Genomic DNA, 22,263 nt, shown 5'->3' with positions numbered 1-22,263 from the left:
CCGGGTGGCGGCTTCGCCTTACCCGGCCTACAAAACCGTAGGCCCGTGCAAGCGTAGCGCCGCCGGGCAATGAATTACACCCCGTACCCCATCATCTTCAACAGCTGCTGCGCATGCAGCACCGCGTCCTGGCGGTGGGCGACGCCCAGCTTCTGATACAGATTGCGGATATGCGTTTTGATGGTGGTGGCCGCAACGGCCAGCTCACCGGCGATCTGCTCGTTGCTGTAGCCTGAGTAGATCAGTCCCAGCACCTGCCACTCACGCTGGGTCAGCGGGCTGGTGCGGATCAGTTCCGGCACTTCCGGGTGGGTCAGCAGACGCTCCACGAAGGTCTCATCGAAATGGGCGAACTTGTGGCGGTGATGCTGGTTAATCTCCCGAAGAATGCGCTGGGCGCGATGCTGGTCCAGCTCCGGCAGGGTATTGAGCTGAATCAACTGGCGCAGCTGCTGCGCCATGGTCTCGCCTTCAATCACAAAGTGACTGATAAACCCGGTGCGGTTCGCCAGCTGTAATGCTTCCAGCAGCACGCGCTGGGCATCGTTCTTGCGACCGGCCTGCCAGTAAAGCTGGTTCTGCAGCAGCAGGTTGCGGTTCAGATCGCTCATCAGACGCAGGCTGCGGGCATTTTCGTTTAACTCTTCCAGCACCATCTCGGCCGGTTCAAATTCGCCTAACAGGATCTGCGCCCGGGCGATGTTGCGCCACTGGCTCTGCAGGAAGTGGTTATTGGCAAACTCCGGTTTCGGCGTCTGGCGCAGCCAGTTGGCCGCCGATTTCTTGTCGCCGGTCATCTGCCAGTAGATCACCCGCACCTTATCGGCGTTCGACACCCAGTCGCTGTGATACTGACCGTTGCCGAGCAGGTTCTCCAGACGGTTAAGGTGGTTGCGGGCGTTATCCAGATCGCCGCGCGCCAGCGAGCACTGCACCAGCAGGCCCAGACACTGCAGCTGCTGCTGCGGCTGATAGGTGGAGAGCACGTCGACCCCATGACGGGCGGTGCTTTCGGCTTCGTCCAGGCGGGCCCATGCCCACAGCAGCTGAGCGCGGATGCGCAGCAGGAACTCGTGCATCGGCAGCTGTTCCAGGTGCTGATCGCGGATCAGGGTGAAGGCTTTCTCCTGGGTCTCCCAGGCGGCCTGCAGGAAGCCCTGGGCAAACAAAATTTCGCTCTGCTGGATCAGGCTCCACAGGGCGTAGTGCCAGACGTCATGGCGGCGCGCCATCTGCTCGGTCTGCTGCATCAGCGACAGGGAGCGGGTAAGGTCGCCCTTACAGTGCAGCACTTCGCCGTGCACCGAGGTGGCGACGATGCGGCTGTAGAAGTTCGCCAGCGGCAGCTCCTCCAGCGCACCCAGGGCCAGGCGCTGAGCCTCTTCCGGGTTGCCGTCGTTGATAGCCACCTGCGCGCGCAGGGCGTTGAATTCCCCGTGCAGGGCAGCGTCCATCTCGCCTTTCATCTCCTGCTCGGCGCGGGCCAGCAGGGTGTTCACTTCGCTGTAGCGGTGCTGGCTCTGCATCAGCCAGGCCTGCAGCAGCACCAGACGCGGGTTCTCCAGCAGGCTCTCCCACGGCAGGGCGCGGAGCGACTCCTCCAGCAGGGCCAGCTCGCTGTGGTTAAACAGGCTCCAGGCGTGGTTGAGCAGAATATCGCGCAGCATATGGGCATCGCCCGCCGCCAGCGCGTGATGTATGGCCTCGCTCGGGAAGCCCTGCGCCATCCAGCTCTCGGCGGCGGCGCGGTGGATTTCCGGTAATTCGGTTGCCAGCTCCCACTGACAGCGCTGGCGCAGGAAGCTGCCAAACAGCGGGTGGTAGCTGAACCACTCCCCGGAGTCGTCCATGCGCTGCAGGAACAAGCCCTGACGTTCGATCTCCTCCAGACGCATCTGGCCGTTGTCTTCCCCGGTGACGCGGACGATCAGCGCATCGTTCATCGAGCGCAGCAGGGAGCTTTTCAGCAGGAACTGACGGGTAGATTGATCGACGCTGTCGAGCACCTCATCCACCAGGTAGTCGGAGAGATGGCTGGCATTGATGCCTGACAGACGACGGGCGGATTGCTGCGTCGAGCTGTTGTTATGCCGGGCCGACAGGGCAATCAGCTGCAGGGCGGTCGCCCAGCCTGCCACGTCGTCGCACAGGCGGCTGCTCTCAGCCACCTCGATAGGGGATTTCAGGCGGCAGTCAAAGAACTGCTTCGCTTCCTGATGGGTAAAGGAGAGCTGTTGGCTGCCCACTTCCAGCAGCTGATCGCGCACGCGCAGGTTGGCAATGCCCAGCTGCGGCAGGTTGCGCGACAGGATCACCAGGGTCAGGTTTTCCGGCTGGTGGCGCAGGAAAAAGCGCATCGACTCATGGATAACCGGGTTGGTGATCAGATGGTAGTCATCAATGACCAGGTAGAGCGGGCGATGCCATTCGGCCAGCTCGATAAACAGTTGGGAAAACAGGGAAGAGAGGCTGGCGTACTGACGCTTCTGCACCATCACTTCGCTGGTCACACAGTGTCCGTTGGTCGCCTGCTGAATGGCGGCGATCAGATAGCTGGCAAAACGCTCCTGCTGATTGTCGCCTTCATCGAGGGAGTACCAGCCGAGATCGGTCTTGCCGGAAGCCCACTGTGAAATGAGCGTTGTTTTGCCGTAGCCTGCAGGGCTCGTTACCAGCGCCAGTCGAAAATTGTTCGCGCCGGAAAGTTTCGCCAGCAAGCGTTCGCGGACCACAGTATGGTCAAGACGAACCGGGCGACTTAATTTGGACGGAATCAACATAGTTTTCACTTCACTGTGTGGAAATCGAGATTTTTGATTTTTTTTGCGCTTCGTAATTAATCCTTATAAGGTCGGTCAGAAACCCTTTTATTGCAAGTTATGTCCGGGTTTTATGTCCCTTAATTTGCACTCTGTCACAAAAATATATCGATGGGAGAGGGAACTTTTCCGATGGGCCTCGAAAGCGCATGGATACTGGCGTGGCGTGTTTCCAGGAGGTTAAGCATAAAAAGGAATATAGAAGCGTAAATGCGGTGGAAAGTTAATAAAGTTCCGGGAAGGTTACGGGGCTGAAATAACATTCTGAGATGCAGTAAATTCTGAGCAATATTACGTCGGGTAAGTAATTATTTCCGTGCGCCTATATTTCAGGCGAAACCGCATTTCATTTTTTTGACTCCCTTCCCGGAAAACACGGCGCGAATGCCCCACACTCCCGCTGCAGAAAGTGGCCGCGATCACACTTTAGCGCTCATCCCCGCTACTCCTCCCTGTCTAATCCCTGCCAGGAGGAGGAAGAGGCATGAGGAGCCAGGCACACTAGCACCAACGCCTCATTTTCTCTCTACAGGATGCAGATTCCCTATGTCACAGCCGACTTTCAACAAAGCTCAATTCCAGGCTGCCCTGACGCGTCAGTGGCAGCGTTTTGGTTTACACGCCGCCGAAGACATGACCTCCCGCCAGTGGTGGCAGGCCGTCAGCGGCGCGCTCGCCGAGCTGCTGAGCGCCCAACCCGCGGTGAAGCCCGTCAAAGGCCAGCGCCACGTTAACTATATCTCGATGGAGTTCCTGATTGGTCGTCTGACCGGCAACAACCTGCTGAACCTCGGCTGGTATCAGGAGGTCAGCGATGTGCTGAGCACGCACAACATCCACCTGACCGACCTGCTGGAAGAGGAGATCGATCCGGCGCTGGGCAACGGCGGTCTGGGTCGTCTGGCGGCCTGCTTCCTTGACTCGATGGCGACGGTGGGCCAGCCGGCGACCGGCTACGGTCTGAACTATCAGTACGGCCTGTTCCGTCAGTCCTTCGCGGGCGGCCAGCAGATGGAAGCGCCGGACGACTGGCATCGCGGCAGCTATCCGTGGTTCCGCCACAACGAAGCGCTGGATGTGCAGGTTGGCATTGGCGGTAAAGTGACGAAAGCGGGCCAGTGGGAACCGGGCTTTACCATCACCGGCCAGGCCTGGGATCTGCCGGTGCTGGGCTACCGTAACGGCGTGGCGCAGCCGCTGCGCCTGTGGCAGGCGACGCACGCTCACCCGTTCAACCTGACCAAATTCAACGACGGCGATTTCCTGCGCGCAGAGCAGCAGGGCATCGACGCCGACAAGCTGACCAAAGTTCTCTACCCGAACGACAACCATCTGGCGGGCAAAAAGCTGCGCCTGATGCAGCAGTACTTCCAGTGCGCCTGCTCCGTGGCCGACATCCTGCGTCGTCACCACCTGGCGGGCCGCAAGCTGTCTGAGCTGGCGGATTACGAAGTGATCCAGCTGAACGACACCCACCCGACCATCGCTATCCCGGAACTGCTGCGCGTGCTGATCGACGAGCATCAGCTGAGCTGGGACGACGCCTGGGCGATCACCAGCAAGACCTTCGCCTACACCAACCACACCCTGATGCCTGAAGCGCTGGAGTGCTGGGACGAGAAGCTGATTAAAACCCTGCTGCCGCGCCATATGCAGCTGATCAACGAGATCAATAACCGCTTTAAGAAACTGGTGGATAAAACCTGGCCGGGCGATAAAGCGGTATGGGCGAAGCTGGCGGTGGTGTTCGACAAACAGGTGCGCATGGCTAACCTGTGCGTGGTCAGCGGCTTTGCGGTGAACGGCGTGGCCGCGCTGCACTCCGACCTGGTGGTGAAAGATCTGTTCCCGGAATATCACCAGCTGTGGCCGAACAAGTTCCACAACGTCACCAACGGCATCACGCCGCGTCGCTGGATCAAACAGTGCAACCCAAAACTGGCCGCGCTGCTGGATTCCTCCCTGGATAAAGAGTGGGCCAACGACCTCGACCAGCTGATCAACCTGGAAAAGGTTGCCGACGATGCGGCGTTCCGCGAGACCTACCGCACCATCAAGCAGGACAACAAGGTGCGCCTGGCGGCGTTCGTCAAAACCCGTACCGGGATTGAGATCAACCCGAACGCGATTTTCGATATCCAGATCAAACGCCTGCACGAGTACAAACGTCAGCACCTGAACCTGCTGCACATTCTGGCGCTGTACAAAGAGATCCGCGAGAACCCGCAGGCCGACCGCGTGCCGCGCGTGTTCCTGTTTGGTGCGAAAGCGGCACCGGGCTACTACCTGGCGAAAAACATCATCTTCGCTATCAATAAAGTAGCCGACGCGGTGAACAACGATCCGAAAGTGGGCGATAAGCTGAAAGTGGTCTTCCTGCCGGATTACTGCGTCTCGGCGGCGGAGCTGCTGATCCCGGCGGCGGACGTCTCTGAGCAGATTTCTACTGCGGGTAAAGAGGCCTCCGGCACCGGCAACATGAAGCTGGCCCTGAACGGCGCGCTGACCGTCGGTACGCTGGACGGTGCTAACGTTGAGATTGCCGAGCAGGTGGGCGACGAGAACATCTTTATCTTCGGCCATACTGTGGAAGAAGTGAAAGCCATCAAAGCCAAAGGTTACGACCCGGTGAAATGGCGTAAAAAAAGACAAGCTGCTGGATGCGGTACTGAAGGAGCTGGAGAGCGGCAAATACAGCGACGGCGACAAGCACGCGTTTGACCAGATGCTGCACAGCATCGGCAAACAGGGCGGCGACCCGTACCTGCTGATGGCCGATTTTGCGGGCTACGTTGAGGCCCAGAAGCAGGTCGATGTCCTGTATCGCGACCAGGAAGCCTGGACCCGGGCGTGTATTCTGAATACCGCGCGCTGCGGCATGTTCAGCTCTGACCGTTCAATCCGCGACTACCAGGCCCGTATCTGGCAGGCAAAACGCTAAGGAAGCGCGATGGAAAGTAAACGTCTCGATAATGCCGCCCTGGCGGCGGGGATCAGCCCCAGCTATATCAATGCTCATGGTAAACCGCAGTCTATTGGTGCTGAGACCAAGAGGCGTTTGCTGGATGCCATGCACAAAGCCAAACCCGTCGCGAAAGCGGCGGTTACCGCCGTCCCGAACGTGATGGTCTATACCGCGGGCAAAAAGATGCCGCTGATGGTTGAAGGCAGCGGCGACTTTAGCTGGCTGCTGACCACCGAAGAGGGGCATCAGCATAAAGGCCACGCCACGGGCGGCAAAAATCTCAACCTGCCGGCAAAACTGCCGGAGGGTTACCACACCCTGACGCTGACCCAGGATGCCCATCGCTGGCACTGCCGGGTGATCGTCGCGCCAAAACGCTGCTATGAGCCGCAGGCGCTGAAAGAGGGCAAGAAGCTGTGGGGCGCCTGCGTGCAGTTGTATACGCTGCGCTCCGAGGCGAACTGGGGCATCGGCGACTTCGGCGATCTGCAAAAGATGCTGACCGACGTCGGCAAGCGCGGTGGGGCCTTTATCGGCCTCAACCCGATCCATGCCCTCTATCCGGCGAACCCGGAGAGCGCCAGCCCGTACAGCCCGTCATCCCGCCGCTGGCTGAACGTGATTTACATCGACGTTAACGCAGTGGAAGATTTCCGCAACAGCGAGGAGGCGCAGGCCTGGTGGAAGATGGAGACCACCCGGCAGGCGCTGCAACGCGCCCGCGACGCCGAGTGGGTCGATTATGCCACCGTCACCGCGCTGAAGATGGCCGCGCTGCGTATGGCATGGAAAGGCTTTGCTCAGCGTGATGATGAACAGATGGCGGCCTTCCGCGAGTTTGTCGCCCGTGAAGGGGAGAGCCTGTACTGGCAGGCGGCGTTCGATGCGCTGCATGCGTATCAGGTGAAAGAGGATGAAATGCGCTGGGGCTGGCCGGTATGGCCTGAGCAGTACCAGTCCGTTGATTCCCCGGCGGTGAAAGCGTTTTGTGAAGAGCATACCGACGAGGTCGATTTCTACCTCTGGCTGCAGTGGCTGGCGTACAGCCAGTTTGCCGCCTGCTGGCAGGAGAGCCAGGGCTACGACATGCCGATTGGCCTTTACCGTGACCTGGCGGTCGGCGTGGCCGAGGGCGGGGCGGAGACCTGGTGCGATCGCGAACTCTATTGCCTGAAAGCGTCCGTCGGTGCGCCACCGGATATTCTGGGCCCGCTGGGTCAGAACTGGGGCCTGCCGCCGATGGATCCGCACGTCATTGCGGCCCGCGCCTATGAGCCCTTTATCGAACTGCTGCGCGCCAACATGCAGAACTGCGGCGCGCTGCGTATCGACCACGTGATGTCGGTCCTGCGTCTGTGGTGGATCCCGTACGGTGAAACCGCCGACCACGGGGCCTACGTGCACTATCCGGTCGACGATCTGCTCTCTATCCTTGCGCTGGAGAGTAAGCGCCATAACTGCATGGTGATCGGGGAAGATCTCGGCACCGTCCCGGTGGAAATCGTCAGCAAGCTGCGTGACAGCGGCGTTTACTCCTACAAAGTGCTCTATTTTGAAAACGACCTTGAGAAGAACTTCCGCGCGCCGGAGGCGTATCCAGAACAATCAATGGCAGTCGCGACGACGCATGACCTTCCTACGCTTCGTGGCTGGTGGGACAGCGGCGATCTTACCCTGGGCAAAACGCTGGGCCTCTACCCTGACGAAGTGATGCTGCGCGGCCTGTATCAGGATCGTGAGCTGTCGAAGCAGGGGCTGCTCGATGCACTGCACGAACACGGCTGCCTGCCGAAGCGCACCGGGCACAAGGCGTCATTGATGTCGATGACTCCGACGCTCAATCGCGGGTTGCAGCGCTACATTGCCGACAGCAACAGCGCTCTGCTGGGTCTGCAGCCGGAAGACTGGATTGATATGGCGGAGCCGGTAAACATTCCGGGCACCAGCTATCAGTACAAGAACTGGCGTCGCAAGCTGTCTACCTCTCTTGAAGCGATGTTTGCTGATGACGGGGTGAATAAGCTGATTAAGGACCTGGATAAGCGCAGAAGGGCTGTGGGTAAGAAACTTAAAAGCTGATGTGATAGTTTAAGATGGCTTCAATAAGGATATTTTTATTGAAGCCATATCCCTGCCGTCTATGCTCAGAGAGTGAGTTCCCGCTTTGTTGAATAAATCGAATTTTTGCTGAGTGACAGCCTCAGATCATGTATCTCTCTTATAACACAGGCAGCGCCGTGGCAAAGCAGACGTTCAGTATCGCCCACTGGCGCACTTATAATAAAGCCTTCATCAACTGGGGCTGTATTACTATCGTTATTTCATCAGTTAAGACGATTATAGCGGCAAGCATCATCCATTTTGTGTTCATTGCCTTTATAAAGTAATGATAGCCATGCTCTCCTTTCCATAAGACCTGATGCCGTATAATCGAAAATTTGTTTCCCCCCGCAAAATAAGCACACCCCATCCATCAATGCTTTTATCTTTTTCTGCAGGGCCGAAATCGTCAAACACAATATCTTCAAATGTTGAAAATTCCTTTTCACAATACGGAGTCAGGGGATATGTTTTTTTACTGGAGTGGTATTGTTTCTGTGTTATGTTAGGATCGCGTGCCCATACTTTCTTGGCATAATTACAGTATTTATGTAAAATATCTGGTGGCTGATTATACATGATTTTTTGTATTGATATATCGACGAGAGCCACCATTTCTGAAAGGTATGTGTCCGGTTCTTGTAGTTTTGAGGTCATATGTTGTATATAAACCTCTCTATATGCCAGACAAGTCTCAGGCACTAAAGGCATTGATGAAGCTATATTTTCCGCTTTATCCTTGCTTTGTTCCGATGCATCCTTTAGCAAAGAGCGTTCAATGTTTTTATATAGACGAAATAATGCATCATCACATTCGTATTCATCATAATCTTTACTGGAGATATATTCTTTGAATATTTCATACCGCTGTGATACAGAAAGTGAGTTTTCTTCCGTGCCATTATTTTTCTCTCTGGGTAAGGGGATATTATATTTAGAGTGTACATGACTAAGTGTTTTGCAGGATAAATGCATTTCTTGTGTTGCAGAGAGAGCTAATGAGCTATAGCTCATCCCCAATATAACAACGGAAAAAATCGTTAATAATCGTACCATAATTAAACTTCATCATCCTTTGAAAATAAAAAATTATCGTTTACGAATTGAACTAGTAATACGTTCAGCCATTTTTTCCAGTTCATCCTTGTCCATTGGCGGATTTTCTTTGGCTTGTCGACTGTCCTGCATCACGTAGAGTAATAAATCTGGAGTAAGGTTTCTGGCGCTGCGATCTCCCTTGACATAAGCTACATAGCCGTAGTTCAGGCTACCGTCTTTATAGATAGATTTGACAAATGTGCCGACACCTTTACGTCCATCCATTTCTATTGTTCGCCACTTTGGTGATATCAGCTTTTTTGAAACGGCTGACCACTGGTATTGCCAGTTCCACAGCCAGGTCACATAATCCTTTTCATTCATATCGTCCTCTTTCCCTGCTTTGGGTTTCATCCCCAAATCCTGAAAAAATATGGTCACATCCGGGTGATTTTTAAGCCGGTATGTCACTGCCATATTACGGGGCTCATGGCCTGAATCACCTGCAATGAAACCGTAAGGGATACAGAATCCCTGTTCTGTGGGAACTTCATAGAGCTCGCGGGACTGAAAATGTTTAAGTAATGAAGGTATTTCCGGTTTATTTGATATCAATTGTTCATCAAGTGATTGTGTTTCATTCGGTTTATTAAAAATATATAGGCGCTTGTTTTTGTTTATATATACAGAGTAACCACCCGAATCGGATGCCGAAAAAGCATCAGTATAGTTATCTAAACTATATGCCAGGGACTTAATGGCAATTTCTTTTGATAGCACGGGGAGTTTAAGTGATAATTCATAATCTCTTGAATTCCAGTAATCCTGTATATGCGTATCAATTCTTTCTTTGAATTGCTTTTTATAACTAAGTAAGTCAATCGCAGATTTATTTTCAGAGGAAATAATAATTTCATAATTACCGTAGTAAAATTGAGAAAACTGTGCCTGAATTTCGTCATTGTCATTCTGATATCGGTTATCACCGAAAGAGATCTTCGGTGATAAATAACGGCTTACAAATGTATCTTTTCTCCATGCAGGGTCTTTACGCGGCTCCAGGATTAAACCGATTGGATACAGCGCTACCTCCACATTTTCTGGCAACATTAACTGGTAATAGCCCATGCATTCACTCTTCCATTCTCGTGCAGTAGCATAACAAGAATATAAAATAAAACCTGGCAATAATAGAGTTAATGATTTCACGCTTGGCCTCCTTGGCTTTTATTTTTATCGTTATTTCCGGATAACAGCTGCATGTCCTTATAAAGGGTAGAATTACTGGCAATTAGCCGCATATTGTATGGAAGAAGGTTGTTCTCGCCTTCAGACCATTTTGTTGGTAAAGAAGTAAAATAGCCTTTTACTACATTTAAAGAACCACGATCAACAAAATTATAATCCTTCCAAAAAGCCTCGGAGAAAGGCATTTTAAATTCACAATTGTTTATCATGGTATTGGATTTTATCACAGGCCATATTGAAGAAATGATTTCCTCAGTTGCTGTGCTCGTAATGCCTGAAACAGAATGTGGCTTTCCAGAAGGCTGAATCCCTTGATTGATATAGTCTTTTGGAATATAATTAAATACTTTTCCATAAGCATCAGCATTTGCTCTGGCTAACGCCTGAATCTTCTCCCAACTGGTAGGCGAAGCTGGCTTATCCAGCGCCTCCGCGCATTCCCCTGCAGCACTACCGAGCCATTTACGCCACGCCTTTTGCCGCAATTCACGGGCAAAGTGACGGTAAGGCACAGCGTTTCCACTGCCATCCAGATCGGTATATCCATGTTCTGTATCCGATATCAGCACCGCCAGCTCAGAGTCCCTGTCGCCCTGCAGGCTACGGTCATTAATATTTGCGCTGCCCACCAGGACATAGCGGTCGTCTACAATGGTCAGTTTACTGTGCACATAAATCTGCTCAGTTACCGCCTTTCCGTTGAGTTCCGCATGGTCGCGCAGGTTTAATAATGTCACATATTTATCGCACGCATTCAGTGGAATACTGGTATATTTCATATCACATTGTTTTTCCAGCTCCTCAATTTTCGTGCTCCATTCCTTGCGCGGTATCGCCTGTGTTTCAAGCTGCTGCCTTACCCACAGGCTGCGCCGGATGCGGTTTAACAGGCTGTGTGAACCAAATACCAGCGACTGCCGAGTCAGATGAATCTGCGCCACGATAGACGGGTCATCAAGCCGCCCTTCAGGATATACCGGTAGTACGATATAGACATGAAAGGGTGTTTCCATATGGCTAAAAATTGCACGCTTAATTCTGTCGCCCAGCCATTTCGCCACCAGGTTTTGTGGTATCTCGTCGTCCGGTAATATCCGTGATGCCCAAGCTTTTAAGGAAGGATTGATACTTTTCGCTACCGGGCTCAAAGGTACATTTTCACCAATGGAGGACTCCCCAAATGCTGATACAAAAAACTGATTTTCAAAATAAATATAATTTTCTGCCTTGCTGATTAGCAGATGAAGGCTGTGCAGGATATCATTTTGTTTAAGCCGTGCTTTGGGTGCAACATCCGGCGTTTTTTGATATTCGGCGAGCCTCATTTTTAGCGCTGCGCTGCGTAAAACCTGTACCTGGCAGCTGCCTTTTTTTGCGGATCGAGTAGCATGCATTTCCAGTTCAGGAATTTGTGTTTGTAACGGATTATGAGGATAACGATGGGAATAACTGTTCCAGCGAAGTACAAAATTTTTAATTAGATCGTCTACCGCAGGACCTTCAATTTGAACTTGGTAATCTTGCCAGGGCATACGTGGTTGAATCTGTGGATTCAAATAAAGACTTTCCTTTGAACTGCCCTGAGATTGCCAAACCCCATGTTTTAAAACCGAATCTATAATGCGCTGTACGCTATCAGCCTGACGCTGTTCCGCCTTTTTAAGCGTATCCTGGTGTTGTTTTCGTGAGTATTCGCTATCCGGGACGACATATTCATCCATCGGGTCATAGCCTTTACTATGAACCATTGGCGGAATACAGGGATTGTACATATTCATGCCCTGCCGCCCTTCTGCATTTGCCTGCAGGCCATAATTATCATCATAGCGTCCGTACGCGAGATCAATGCCGCCGACGAAAGCTATATTTTCATCAACAATCACACATTTCTGGTGGTGGGAAAAGAAAACACCGGATTGCTGACCTGCACACTGAACATAAAAAGCTTGTCGTCCGAGATGGGTATTCATGGCAGCAAATACGCGTTCCGTGGCTGCCGCATAGGTTTCTATTATCAGTGCCGGATTATCCCAAGGCATAATATAAATCTTCACAACTGAAGATTCCTGCGCAGCCTCCATTAATGCATCAACCAGGCGAATTCCCTCTGCCAGTTGTGCATCCCAGTTCACCTGCCAGCCAGTGATATAAATGCTGCTTTTTGCCTGCTTAAAGGCTGCCAAAAGTGCTGCAAAATATTCTTTTCCACCAAGAAATGCCTTCACAGCATTACCTTCTGTGTATTCTGAGAAATTTTCTGACTGACGTTCCGGGCCACTGGTGTAGTGCACCCAGTGATTATGAGTAGCCGTTGCCACGAAACTTTCTTCGTGCTGGTCATCAAAGTAGATGCTGCATTGGTTCATGCCATCATCAAGCTTAAGCGATCCCATCTTATTTACCCTCCCTGAGTGATTCGAGCAGTGTTCCATTCACCTGCTGCTCGGTCTTAATACACACGTTGAGTTTTTCACCCGGAATTATCTTCCCGGAAATAGTATTAAAGGCACGATGGAATCCCATCGTATCCTGTGCACAATAATCTTTAACGTCTTCGTGGGTAGTATCAGAAATTACATTGAAATACAGGCGGTGGGCTCGATGCCCGGCAACCAACCATAACTGGTTCGCATATTGTGTCGCCAGTTCTGTCAGCTGAAGCTGCTGTGCATCAGACTGCAACACTTTACCTTCTGCATCAGACTCACCGTTCATTAAGACTTCATCTGTTGTCACGGCCTGCATATAAGAATCAGCTAAAACAATTTGCCACTTATAGCCAGGCTGAACTATTCCGTTGACTCCCGGTGCTTCTGCAATACGAAGTATCGGCTTCAGCTTTGTTTTCTTCTGTTCTGGAGAATCCTCCGTTGCCTGGCTTGCTACCCGGGAGATAAAGAGATCTGCCAAGGGCATTAAAGGTAAATGTAAAGGCAATGAGGCTGGCCCGGCTTTCATAGTCCGCTTCGTCCGGCGCAGGTAGGTCCCCAGGGTCCCGTACTCAATTTTCCCCGCCTCCAGACGCAGGTAGCTCCCGCCCCCGATGAGCGTGATGCGCTTCTTCCCGGCAAAAGAGATGTCACTTACCGAGGTCAGGGTCAGCTTCTGCTCCGCGAACAGCTGCAGGCTCCCGTTCTGGGCCTGCATCTCCACCGGACCTTCACTGGCCTTCAGACTCAGCTGGCCGGTCCGGGCGAACAGCCCCAGCTTCTCCCCGGCCAGGGCGGTCATGTTGCCCATGACGCCAATGCTGGTGTCCCCGCCTGCATTCATGGCGACGTTTTTCGTGGCCGCCATCTGCAGGTGCTCGCCGCTGGTGAACGCCATCCCCTCCGGGGCGGAGAACAGGAGGGCCTCATTCAGCGGCTTCAGCCGTTGTTCAAACATCTGTATCTGGTCTTCCACATGTGCCTTCAGTGCCTGCGCCTGTTCTGCCGCCATCTCCAGCTGTTGCAACTGCTGATTAAGCTGGTCAATTTCCTTCAGGGCCGCCTCCATATCCAGCACCTCGCCCGCAGCCTTTGGCTGGGCGTCAGCGCTGACAAACAGGCCTTTCCCGGCACGAATGGCGCCATATTCGTCGGTGCGCAGTTCCGTGCCCGTGCCGCGCGGCCTGCCCTGCGCATCCACCAGATGCCCGGAGTTGAGCTGGCTTTTACCATATTCCGTGGCGAGCCTGATATGCTCCTCGCCGCGCTGGTCTTCCATCCGCATCTTGTTGTTCGCAGGCGTGCGCAGCACGTTGCGGGTGTGGTTGTCCCGGGTGACGGGGTCAGGGTGTTCAGAGTCGTGCAGGGCGTGGGAGATATACGGCAGGTCGATGTCGCCGTTGCTGTACGCAATCGCCACTTCGGTCCCGTCAGTAAGCGGGGTGTGCCAGCCATATGTCCCGCCGGCATACGGCTTAGCCATCCGCAGCCACAGATAGCCGAAGCCCTGCTCACTGTCACTGCGGTCAAAGTCCAGCCTGACCCGGTAGCGGCCCTGGTCGTCCAGATGCGCATAAATGTCATCTTTTTCCCGGCTCTCAATCCGCGCCGGCAGGGTGCCGTGCACTTCCGGGCGCTGTGTTTCAGCCGGGCGGAAGCAGTAACGTTCGGTGTAGGGCATTCCCCCGACGGAAACGTGCAGGCGGGTATCCCGGGCGGCGTGGTAGTTTATCTCCGTGATGAGCACGCCCTGCTGCAGGTCCCGGATGACATTCCCCTGCGGCTCCAGCACCTGGCCCGGCAGCAGGCCGGCGGCGTTACTCTCCAGATGAACACGGGCCGAGGCATTCAGCTCCCGCTCATGCCGGATACGGGCGTAGAAGGCCCCGGATTCGGTTTCCGGCTCCGGGTCAGTGTCATCGCCGGCCTCCCGGTACGGCTCTGCGTAATGGTACTGCTCCCCGGTGGTTACCGCCTCACTGCGCACGAAGACGGACGCATCCATCGGTGTCGTGGCGGTGCGCCAGTTATAGTCCCGCGTGCTGACCCTGCCTGCGACAACCTGATACCGGGTGTGCACGTCCCACACCGATTCCGCCGCCCCGTCATACAGGCCGGAAGGCTCGCTGTACGGCAGGCGGACATCAAAGCGGTAATTCAGCTGGCTGTCGGCCAGGATATAAACATCCAGACCGCGCCCGTCATCCGGCTCTGTGTGCCAGTAAATCCCGACCTCCGACAGAATGCGCTGAATAAATTCGAGGTCCGTCTCCCGCCACTGGGTAATCAGCTCCCGCGCCGGATACACACGCTCCAGGCGGAAGTCAAAATCCGCGCCCTCCAGGCCGTGCTGACGCAGGACCTGGTCCACCACCTCCGGCACCGACCGGTTCTGAAAGATGCGGCACTGGCGGGTGCGCGCCAGCAGGGCCAGGCGGGAGCTGAGCACCACCTGGTAATGAGACTGGTCGGCGGTGGTGGAAATCCACTCCAGGCGGGTGAGGATGCCGTGCACCGCCTTGCCGCTGCGCATCCTCAGGGTGGCATATTTCAGCAGCACCTGTTCCGGGCGAATATTGCCCTGCGGGGTGGTGAAGTCGATGGTCCACTGGAAGGGCTCGCTGAGGGCTTCCCGGCCGCTGAAGCGCAGCACGTCAGGTGTGACGGGGGGAGTCGGTAATTTCGAGGGTATAGCGCGTCTGTCCGTCGAAAAGGGCCAGCCAGTTATCCATAACAAAGCCTCATTTAACGTAAGGTTAATGAGGGATGGTTGCACGGCGGGGGTAGGCTGTAAATGGCTGAAACAGGAGTTAAATTCTGAAAATGGATAGATAGAACGAAGTTCTTAAGAAGGATTAAGCGAAAGGCTAGCCGGGTGAGCAATAGCACCCCCCGGCTTATTATTACATCAAACCACCGTACCCAACAGCAGACACCCAATCAGCCCACATACGGAGATGATGGTTTCCAGCATAGACCAGGACCTGATGGTCTCGCCGATGGTCAGGTTGAAGTACTCTTTGAACAGCCAGAAGCCCGGGTCGTTTACGTGAGAGAAGATCACGCTACCGGAACCTACCGCGATGACCATCAGCTCAGGGCTGACGCCGGTGGTGGCAATCAGCGGGGCAACGATACCGCCCGCGGTGATAGCTGCAACGGTTGCAGAGCCCAGCGCGATACGCAGAACCGCCGCGATAGACCACGCCATCAGGATGGGGGAGATGTTGGTGTCATGCATCATGGAGGCGATGTATTTGTCCACGCCGCTATCAACCAGAACCTGTTTGAACGCACCGCCACCGCCGATGATCAGCAGCATCATGGCGATGATTTTGATCGAAGAACTCAGGGTATCGTTAATCTGATCCATGGAGCGGCCACGGTTCAGACCGAAGGTGAACAGCGCAATCAGGACCGCAATCAGCGTCGCCATAACCGGGTCACCGAGGAACTCCGCCACGCCGAGAACCGGATGGCCTTTCGGCAGGATCATTTCACAGACGGCACGCAGGGCCATCAGCACCACCGGCACCAGAGAGGTCCAGACGCTGACGGCAAAGCTTGGCATTTCTGCTTCAGTAAAGGTTTTCGCGCTGTACAGACCTTCCGGGATCGGCTTGTCGATGCCTTTCAGGGTGCGGGCAAATACCGGGCCAGCCAGGATAACCGTTGGGATCGCCAGGATCGTACCGAACAGCAGGGTTTTACCCATATCAGCATGGAAAATGGTGGCGATAGCGGTCGGGCCCGGGTGCGGCGGCAGGAAGCCGTGGGTCACGGACAGCGCAGCGGCCATCGGCACACCGACATACAGCAGCGGGATGCTGGCAGAGGCGGCGATGGTGAACACCAGCGGTAACATCAACACGAAGCCCACTTCGTAGAACAGCGCAAAGCCTACGGTGAAGCCGGTTAACACCACGGCCCACTGAATGTTCTTTTTGCCGAATTTTGCAATCAGCGTGGTCGCGATGCGCTGTGCGCCACCGCAGTCAGCCAGCATTTTGCCGAGCATGGCACCGAAGCCCATGATCAGCGCGAGGCTACCGAGCGTACCGCCGACGCCGGCTTTAATGGAGCTGATAACTTTTACCAGCGGCATCCCTTGCATCAGGCCGACAGCAAGGGCCACCAGTACAAGGGCAATGAAGCCGTTCATTTTGAAACGGATCATCAGGAGCAGTAGCAGGACTACACCGATAGCGACGATGACTAATGGCATGATTATCTGGCCTTTAAAATTGTTATGGGTAACGTCATTGTTTCAACGACATATTAATGTTGCCCCAACTGGGAACAGCGTACTTCCTGGCACAAAGACAGGCTGCCTTCTAAATCATTAAGCTTAGTCGGTCGGCGTAAAGGTGTTTAAGTGCCCACGAGAATGATACGGGTAACATGGGCGGATTGAGAATCACCCTGGCGGTCAAAATGTGAATTCTGAGACGCAGGTCATGTTATGAGGCAGGGGAGAACGGGGGAGAGGCCCGGTAAGCATAGCGCCACCGGGCAACAGATAACGGCAACTTAATAGTAGGAGTGTTCGCCGCGCTGGTGTTCGGTGAGATCGCGCACGCCTTTCAGCTCCGGGAACTCGTTCAGCAGCTGCTTCTCGATCCCTTCTTTCAGGGTCACGTCGACCATGGAACAGCCGTTACAGCCGCCGCCAAACTGCAGAATGGCCAGACCGTCTTCGGTGATCTCCATCAGGGTGACGCGACCACCGTGGCCTGCCAGCTGCGGGTTAATCTGGGACTGCAGCAGGTACTCAACGCGCTCCATCAGCGGGGCGTCATCGGTCACTTTACGCATTTTGGCGTTGGGTGCTTTCAGGGTTAACTGGGAACCCAGCTGGTCGGTCACAAAATCAATTTCCGCATCTTCCAGATACGGGGAGCTCAGCTCATCGACATAGGCAGTGAGTTGCTCAAATTTCAGGGCAGTGTCAGTTGCTTCCACAGCATCCGGTGGGCAATAAGAGACGCCGCATTCTGCATTCGGGGTGCCCGGGTTGATCACGAACACGCGGATCTGGGTCCCTTCTTCCTGATTTGCCAGCAGTTTGGCAAAGTGCGCTTGTGCAGCATCGGAAATACGGATCATAGCATTGGCCTAATAGTTGACTAAAATACCTGGGTATAATACGCCCAACCTGAGGGCGCTACAAGGTTCGACACAGACACCATACCTGAACCGACGCCGCGCCGCTTCGCAAAAGCAGGCGGGAGAGTTCCGCGACGGTAGCACCTGTTGTCACGACATCATCCACCACAGCGATATGGCGTCCGGCGACCGGGAATTCAAGCGCAAACGCGTGCTGCAGGTTACGTTTCCGCAATCTGGCGCTGAGCTGATGCTGGGCCGGGGTGGCGCGGATCCGGCGTATGGCCTCGGGAACATAGCGGCAGTTCAGCCAGCGGGCCAGCGGGCGACAGAGCAAGTCGCTCTGGTTAAACCCGCGCCGCCAGTGACGCCGGGACCACAGCGGCACGCAAACCAGCATATCCACACCCGGTAACCCCCGGCTGCGCCTGGCGCGCAGCAGCGCCAGCAGCAACAGTCTGGCCAGCGGTTTTGCCAGCTGGCTGCGGCGGGAAAACTTCAGCTGATGCACCAGCAGGCTCACCGGCGGCCTGTAGTCGCAGACCGCCACCAGCGCCTGCCACGGCGGCGGGTTGCGCAGGCAGCGCCCGCAGGGCAGGTGAGGGTGGATGGCCGGTAAGCCGCACTGCGGGCAAACGCCTGTACCACCCGCCAGCCCCTTTTCGCACACCGAACAGACGCCCCAGTGGCTGAGCGCAAGCGGCATCCGGCATAGCCAGCACAAGCCGGGCACTGTTAGCATAGACAACCTCCTTGTGAAAAAAGAGAACAGTAAACGATGAACAACCTTTGGTGGCAGACCGTCGGGACAGGAAATTGTCATCTTGTGCTGCTGCACGGATGGGGGCTGAATGCCGAAGTCTGGCGTTGCATCAGCGAGGAACTCTCCTCGCAATTCACATTGCACCTGGTGGATCTGCCGGGCTTTGGCCGCAGCCGTGATGTCGGTGCGATGCCGCTGGCCGACATGGCGGAGCAGGTGCTGGCTCAGGCCCCGGATAAGGCGATCTGGCTGGGCTGGAGTCTTGGCGGGCTGGTGGCGAGCCAGATTGCCCTGACGCACCCTGAGCGGGTGCAGGCCCTCGTGACCGTCGCCTCCTCCCCCTGTTTTAGCGCCCAGGCGGAGTGGCCGGGGATCAAACCCGAGGTACTGGCCGGTTTCCAGCAGCAGCTGAGCAACGACTTCCAGCGCACGGTGGAGCGTTTCCTCGCCCTGCAGACCATGGGCACGGAAACCGCGCGTCAGGACGCCCGGACGCTGAAAGCCACGGTGCTGTCATTGCCGATGCCGGACGTGGAGGTGCTGAATGGCGGGCTGGAGATCCTCAAAACCACCGATCTGCGCACGCCGCTGGCGTCGCTGACGCTGCCGCATCTGCGCCTGTATGGCGCGCTGGACGGGCTGGTGCCGCGCAAGGTGGTGCCGCTGCTCGACGCGCTGTGGCCGCAAAGCGAATCGCAGACGATCGCCAAAGCCGCCCATGCGCCTTTCATTTCGCATCCGGAGGCGTTTTGCGCCGCCTTAACCGCGCTTCGTCAACGAATACTCTGATTGTTTTATGTTCATCATGGAAAAAGTCGGCTGTCGCTACGATACTGATTACGTCGTGGTGGCGGTAACGCCAGCGATAAACACAATTACCAATCGATGGAGAGTATGGATATGAAACTTGTCACAGGAATTGTCGCTTCACTGGTTATTGGATCGCTGTCTTTTGGTGCTTTTGCGGCGAAAGAGCTGCAACGCGATGAAGCTAAAAAGATGAATCTGACGAAAGTCGGGGATGTTTCTACCTCTGACAAAACCGCGCCGATGGACGCCAAAAAAGAGCTGTCTGATAAAGCAGATGAAATGGGCGGCACCTACTATGTGATCACCAGCGGCACGAAGAACGAAAAAGATATTCGTGCAACGGCAGAAGTGTTCAAGTAACGCCTCGCTGATTGCCGGGTGGCGCTTCGGGTTACCGAAGCGCCCACCACTCCCTGAGGCAGGCTTTTCCTTCAGGGCAGCTCTTACAGCTGCCGGTTAAGCAGCCGTCGGCATCCTCCTGGATGCGCTGCGCTTTTCCCATCGCCTCCAGACGTTGCAGCATGGCCTCGATCATCGCCTGCGGCGTGCGCAGGATCTGGCTGAGCTGGGTAGCCTCCATTCTTCCCTGTAGCGCCAGTAAATCTCGAACCTCAATTAACGATGCCATGCCGCCTCCTAATGACAGTCGCTGGCCGGGCTATCGCAACAGGCCGCTGCGGTTCTGCCTTTTGCCAGCAGGTTGACGTCCACGCGGCTGCGCGCCCGGCGCAACAGGCCCATCACCATCACGTTAAACAGCACCACCGCCAGGATACAGACCAGGCTGTAATGCGGATGCTGGCTGAAGTTCACCGTCTGGTAGTACACCGTTGCCAGCGAGTAAGCGATATTCAGCCCCCACAGAACGGAAAAGCCCATCCAGCCGCGGCTCGATTCGCGGGCGATGGCCCCCATCACCGAGATGCATGGAATGTAGAGCAGGACGAAGATCAGGTAGCTGTAAGCCGCCGAGGCGCTGCCAAACTTCTCGCTCATCACGCCCATCGCACCGGTTGCCATCTCCCCGTCGCCTTTGCTGGCTTCAATCGGGTTCGCCAGCACGCTCAGGCTGAAGGTCGCTTTCAGGCTCTGCCAGGTTTCATCCACCGCGCTGAACAGTTCGTCCCCGAGGTGGAACTCCGCCGGGTTGAATTCCTCGTCCTGAATATTTTCTGCGGTGTAGAGGGTGTTCAGCGTCCCGACCACCACCTCTTTCGCCATCGCGCCGGTAAACAGCCCGACGGTGGCCTGCCAGTTATCTTCATGCACGCCAATCGGTTTGAACAGCGGGGTGATGACCCGGCTGACGGAGGCCAGCGCCGAGTCGTTAATGTTGTCCGCCGCCTGGCCGCTGAGCGTAAAGCTGTTCAGCGCGCTGAGGAAGATACTGACCACCACAATCACTTTACCTGCCCGCAGGACAAAGCCTTTCAGCCGTTGCCAGGTCTGGATCAGCAGGCTTTTCAGGTGCGGAACGTGGTAGACCGGCAGCTCCATCACGAACGGCGTGGCTTCACCACGCATGATGGTGTGTTTGAGCATCAGGCCGGTGAGGATCGCCATCACGATGCCCAGCACGTACAGCGAGAAGACCGCCAGGGCCCCCTCCTGGCCGAAGAAGGCCGCGGCAAACACCGCGAAGATCGCCAGTCGGGCGCCGCAGGACATAAACGGCGCCATCATGATGGTCATCAGCCGTTCGCGGGGCGCATCCAGGGTGCGAGCGCCCATCACCGACGGCACGTTGCAGCCGAAGCCGACAATCAGCGGCACAAAGGATTTGCCCGGCAGACCGAGGGCCTGCATCAGGCGATCCATCACGAAGGCCGCGCGGGCCATGTAACCGGAGTCCTCAAGGAACGAGAGGAACAGATACATCATGCCGATCTGCGGCACCAGCGGCAGCACGGTGTTGATCCCGCCGCCCAGACCCTGGGCGAGGAAAATGGTCAACCACTCCGGCAGGTGCAGGGTGTAGCCCAGCCACTGAATGCCGTGAATGAAGATGGCCACCGAGCCGACATCAAACAGCGGCTGTAGCGCACCGCCGATATTGATGGCCAGCAGGAACATCACGTACATCACCAGCAGGAACACCGGCAGGCCGAGAAAACGGTTAAGGATCACGGTGTCCATCGCCCGGGTAAAGCGGCTCGGCTCGGCGGTGAGGGCGTTGCTGACCACGTCGCAGATGGCATTGATGCTTTGATAGCGCGCATCGGCAATGTGCAGGGCAGGATCGTCCAGCTCATCGTTCAACCGCGCGAGGGAGACATCCAGATACTGCGCGGCATCACCGGCATAGGCGCGGCTGTAGATATCGCCTTCCAGCATTTGCAGGCCCAGCCAGTGACGCTGCTTGAACGGCATGCTGTGCGCCATCTCCTGGGCGAGGATTCCCGCTTCCCGCAGCAGCGGCTGAGCATAGTGCACCAGCTCCACGTCGGCATTACGGCTGTGGCGGTCAATGGCCAGCTTAAGGGCGTCGATACCGCGGGCACGGGTAGAAACCAGCGGCACCACCGGGCAGCCCAGGCGGGCGGAGAGGGCGTCGACGTCGATACGGATCTGCTGTTTCTCCGCAATATCGAGCATGTTCAGCGCCACCACGCAGGGGATACCCAGCTCCAGCAGCTGTAGCGTCAGGTAGAGATTGCGCTCGAGGTTCGAGGCATCCACCACGTTGATCAGCAGATCGGCGTCACCGCTCAGAATGTAGTGGCAGGCGATCTGCTCATCCAGCGAGGTCTGGGAGGAGATGGTGGTTAATGAGTAAGTGCCGGGCAGATCGACGAGGGTGACCTGATTATCGGTAGTGGCAAACTGGCCCTCTTTCCGTTCGACCGTGACACCCGCCCAGTTTCCTACCCGCTGGCGTGCGCCGGTAAGCTGGTTAAATAACGTGGTCTTGCCGGAATTCGGATTGCCAATTAAGCCAATGGTTAATTTTTTCATTCTGTTCGACTCGCTACGGGAGCTGGCGTG

12 protein-coding genes and 2 pseudogenes are annotated in these 22,263 nt (G+C 55.7%); 4 read left to right on the top strand and 10 right to left on the bottom strand.

The window, feature by feature from the left end; genetic code table 11:
- Positions 1 to 74: 74 nt before the first annotated feature.
- Entirely contained in the window at positions 75 to 2,780 is a 2,706-nt protein-coding gene (gene malT, locus AAHB66_RS21960; RefSeq protein WP_142487398.1) for an HTH-type transcriptional regulator MalT, read from the bottom strand.
- Positions 2,781 to 3,365: 585 nt separating this feature from the next.
- Here malT and malP point away from each other — a divergent pair.
- Both malP and malQ read left to right on the top strand, forming a co-directional pair.
- A pseudogene (gene malP / locus AAHB66_RS21955) lies at positions 3,366 to 5,760 on the top strand (maltodextrin phosphorylase).
- Between the two features lie 9 nt (positions 5,761 to 5,769).
- A complete protein-coding gene (gene malQ / locus AAHB66_RS21950; protein WP_347114563.1) occupies positions 5,770 to 7,863 on the top strand; it encodes a 4-alpha-glucanotransferase in 2,094 nt (697 codons plus the stop codon).
- A gap of 297 nt (positions 7,864 to 8,160) precedes the next feature.
- On the opposite strand, the gene AAHB66_RS21945 is transcribed toward malQ, so the two are convergent.
- From AAHB66_RS21945 to gntX, 7 genes and pseudogenes are all read right to left on the bottom strand, one after another.
- A complete protein-coding gene (locus AAHB66_RS21945) occupies positions 8,161 to 8,940 on the bottom strand; it encodes a hypothetical protein (RefSeq protein ID WP_347114562.1) in 780 nt (259 codons plus the stop codon).
- Positions 8,941 to 8,973: 33 nt separating this feature from the next.
- The gene (locus tag AAHB66_RS21940) at positions 8,974 to 10,131 is read right to left on the bottom strand and encodes a T6SS immunity protein Tli4 family protein (protein ID WP_347114561.1); all 1,158 of its coding nucleotides are present in this window, start codon (positions 10,129 to 10,131) and stop codon (positions 8,974 to 8,976) included.
- Positions 10,128 to 12,563: a phospholipase D-like domain-containing protein gene (locus AAHB66_RS21935; protein ID WP_347114560.1), complete on the bottom strand. Its 2,436-nt coding sequence runs from the start codon at positions 12,561 to 12,563 to the stop codon at positions 10,128 to 10,130. The genes AAHB66_RS21940 and AAHB66_RS21935 overlap by 4 nt, the downstream gene beginning before the upstream one ends.
- Before the next feature lie 535 nt (positions 12,564 to 13,098).
- Positions 13,099 to 15,331 (bottom strand): annotated as a pseudogene (gene vgrG, locus AAHB66_RS21930) (type VI secretion system tip protein VgrG); the annotation flags it as partial.
- Between the two features lie 176 nt (positions 15,332 to 15,507).
- Positions 15,508 to 16,824 (bottom strand): gluconate transporter, encoded by a 1,317-nt coding sequence (gntT, locus tag AAHB66_RS21925; protein WP_347114558.1) that lies wholly within the window; start codon positions 16,822 to 16,824, stop codon positions 15,508 to 15,510.
- Positions 16,825 to 17,129: 305 nt separating this feature from the next.
- Complete coding sequence (gene nfuA / locus AAHB66_RS21920; protein ID WP_142487392.1) at positions 17,130 to 17,705, bottom strand: Fe-S biogenesis protein NfuA; 576 nt, start codon at positions 17,703 to 17,705, stop codon at positions 17,130 to 17,132.
- Positions 17,706 to 17,763: 58 nt separating this feature from the next.
- Positions 17,764 to 18,447, bottom strand: coding sequence for a DNA utilization protein GntX (gene gntX / locus AAHB66_RS21915; protein WP_347114556.1), 684 nt, complete (start codon positions 18,445 to 18,447; stop codon positions 17,764 to 17,766).
- 36 nt (positions 18,448 to 18,483) lie between these two features.
- On the opposite strand from gntX, the gene bioH reads away from it, so the two are divergent.
- Entirely contained in the window at positions 18,484 to 19,257 is a 774-nt protein-coding gene (gene bioH, locus AAHB66_RS21910; RefSeq protein ID WP_347114555.1) for a pimeloyl-ACP methyl ester esterase BioH, read from the top strand.
- A gap of 111 nt (positions 19,258 to 19,368) precedes the next feature.
- Positions 19,369 to 19,638, top strand: a complete 270-nt coding sequence (locus AAHB66_RS21905; RefSeq protein ID WP_250589551.1) for a YdgH/BhsA/McbA-like domain containing protein — start codon at positions 19,369 to 19,371, stop codon at positions 19,636 to 19,638.
- 31 nt (positions 19,639 to 19,669) lie between these two features.
- Here AAHB66_RS21905 and feoC read toward each other — a convergent pair whose 3' ends face one another.
- Both feoC and feoB read right to left on the bottom strand, forming a co-directional pair.
- Positions 19,670 to 19,906: a [Fe-S]-dependent transcriptional repressor FeoC gene (feoC, locus tag AAHB66_RS21900; RefSeq protein ID WP_347114554.1), complete on the bottom strand. Its 237-nt coding sequence runs from the start codon at positions 19,904 to 19,906 to the stop codon at positions 19,670 to 19,672.
- An 8-nt stretch (positions 19,907 to 19,914) separates the two neighbouring features.
- Positions 19,915 to 22,233: a Fe(2+) transporter permease subunit FeoB gene (feoB, locus tag AAHB66_RS21895; RefSeq protein ID WP_347114553.1), complete on the bottom strand. Its 2,319-nt coding sequence runs from the start codon at positions 22,231 to 22,233 to the stop codon at positions 19,915 to 19,917.
- Between the last annotated feature and the right edge of the window lie 30 nt (positions 22,234 to 22,263).

Origin of the sequence: Leclercia sp. S52, from assembly GCF_039727615.1 — a bacterium.
Lineage (GTDB): Bacteria > Pseudomonadota > Gammaproteobacteria > Enterobacterales > Enterobacteriaceae > Enterobacter > Enterobacter adecarboxylatus_B.
The sequence above is the reverse complement of the archived record's forward strand: the minus strand, read 5'-3'. Positions and strand labels throughout refer to the sequence as shown.

What these genes read in the sequence shown, in the direction of transcription:
- AAHB66_RS21945 (WP_347114562.1), bottom strand. Translation starts at nt 8,940, where the DNA reads ATGGTACGATTATTAACGATTTTTTCCGTTGTTATATTGGGGATGAGC.
- gntX (WP_347114556.1), bottom strand. Translation starts at nt 18,447, where the DNA reads ATGCTAACAGTGCCCGGCTTGTGCTGGCTATGCCGGATGCCGCTTGCG.
- nfuA (WP_142487392.1), bottom strand. Translation starts at nt 17,705, where the DNA reads ATGATCCGTATTTCCGATGCTGCACAAGCGCACTTTGCCAAACTGCTG.
- feoC (WP_347114554.1), bottom strand. Translation starts at nt 19,906, where the DNA reads ATGGCATCGTTAATTGAGGTTCGAGATTTACTGGCGCTACAGGGAAGA.
- AAHB66_RS21935 (WP_347114560.1), bottom strand. Translation starts at nt 12,563, where the DNA reads ATGGGATCGCTTAAGCTTGATGATGGCATGAACCAATGCAGCATCTAC.
- bioH (WP_347114555.1), top strand. Translation starts at nt 18,484, where the DNA reads ATGAACAACCTTTGGTGGCAGACCGTCGGGACAGGAAATTGTCATCTT.
- malT (WP_142487398.1), bottom strand. Translation starts at nt 2,780, where the DNA reads ATGTTGATTCCGTCCAAATTAAGTCGCCCGGTTCGTCTTGACCATACT.
- gntT (WP_347114558.1), bottom strand. Translation starts at nt 16,824, where the DNA reads ATGCCATTAGTCATCGTCGCTATCGGTGTAGTCCTGCTACTGCTCCTG.
- feoB (WP_347114553.1), bottom strand. Translation starts at nt 22,233, where the DNA reads ATGAAAAAATTAACCATTGGCTTAATTGGCAATCCGAATTCCGGCAAG.
- malQ (WP_347114563.1), top strand. Translation starts at nt 5,770, where the DNA reads ATGGAAAGTAAACGTCTCGATAATGCCGCCCTGGCGGCGGGGATCAGC.
- AAHB66_RS21905 (WP_250589551.1), top strand. Translation starts at nt 19,369, where the DNA reads ATGAAACTTGTCACAGGAATTGTCGCTTCACTGGTTATTGGATCGCTG.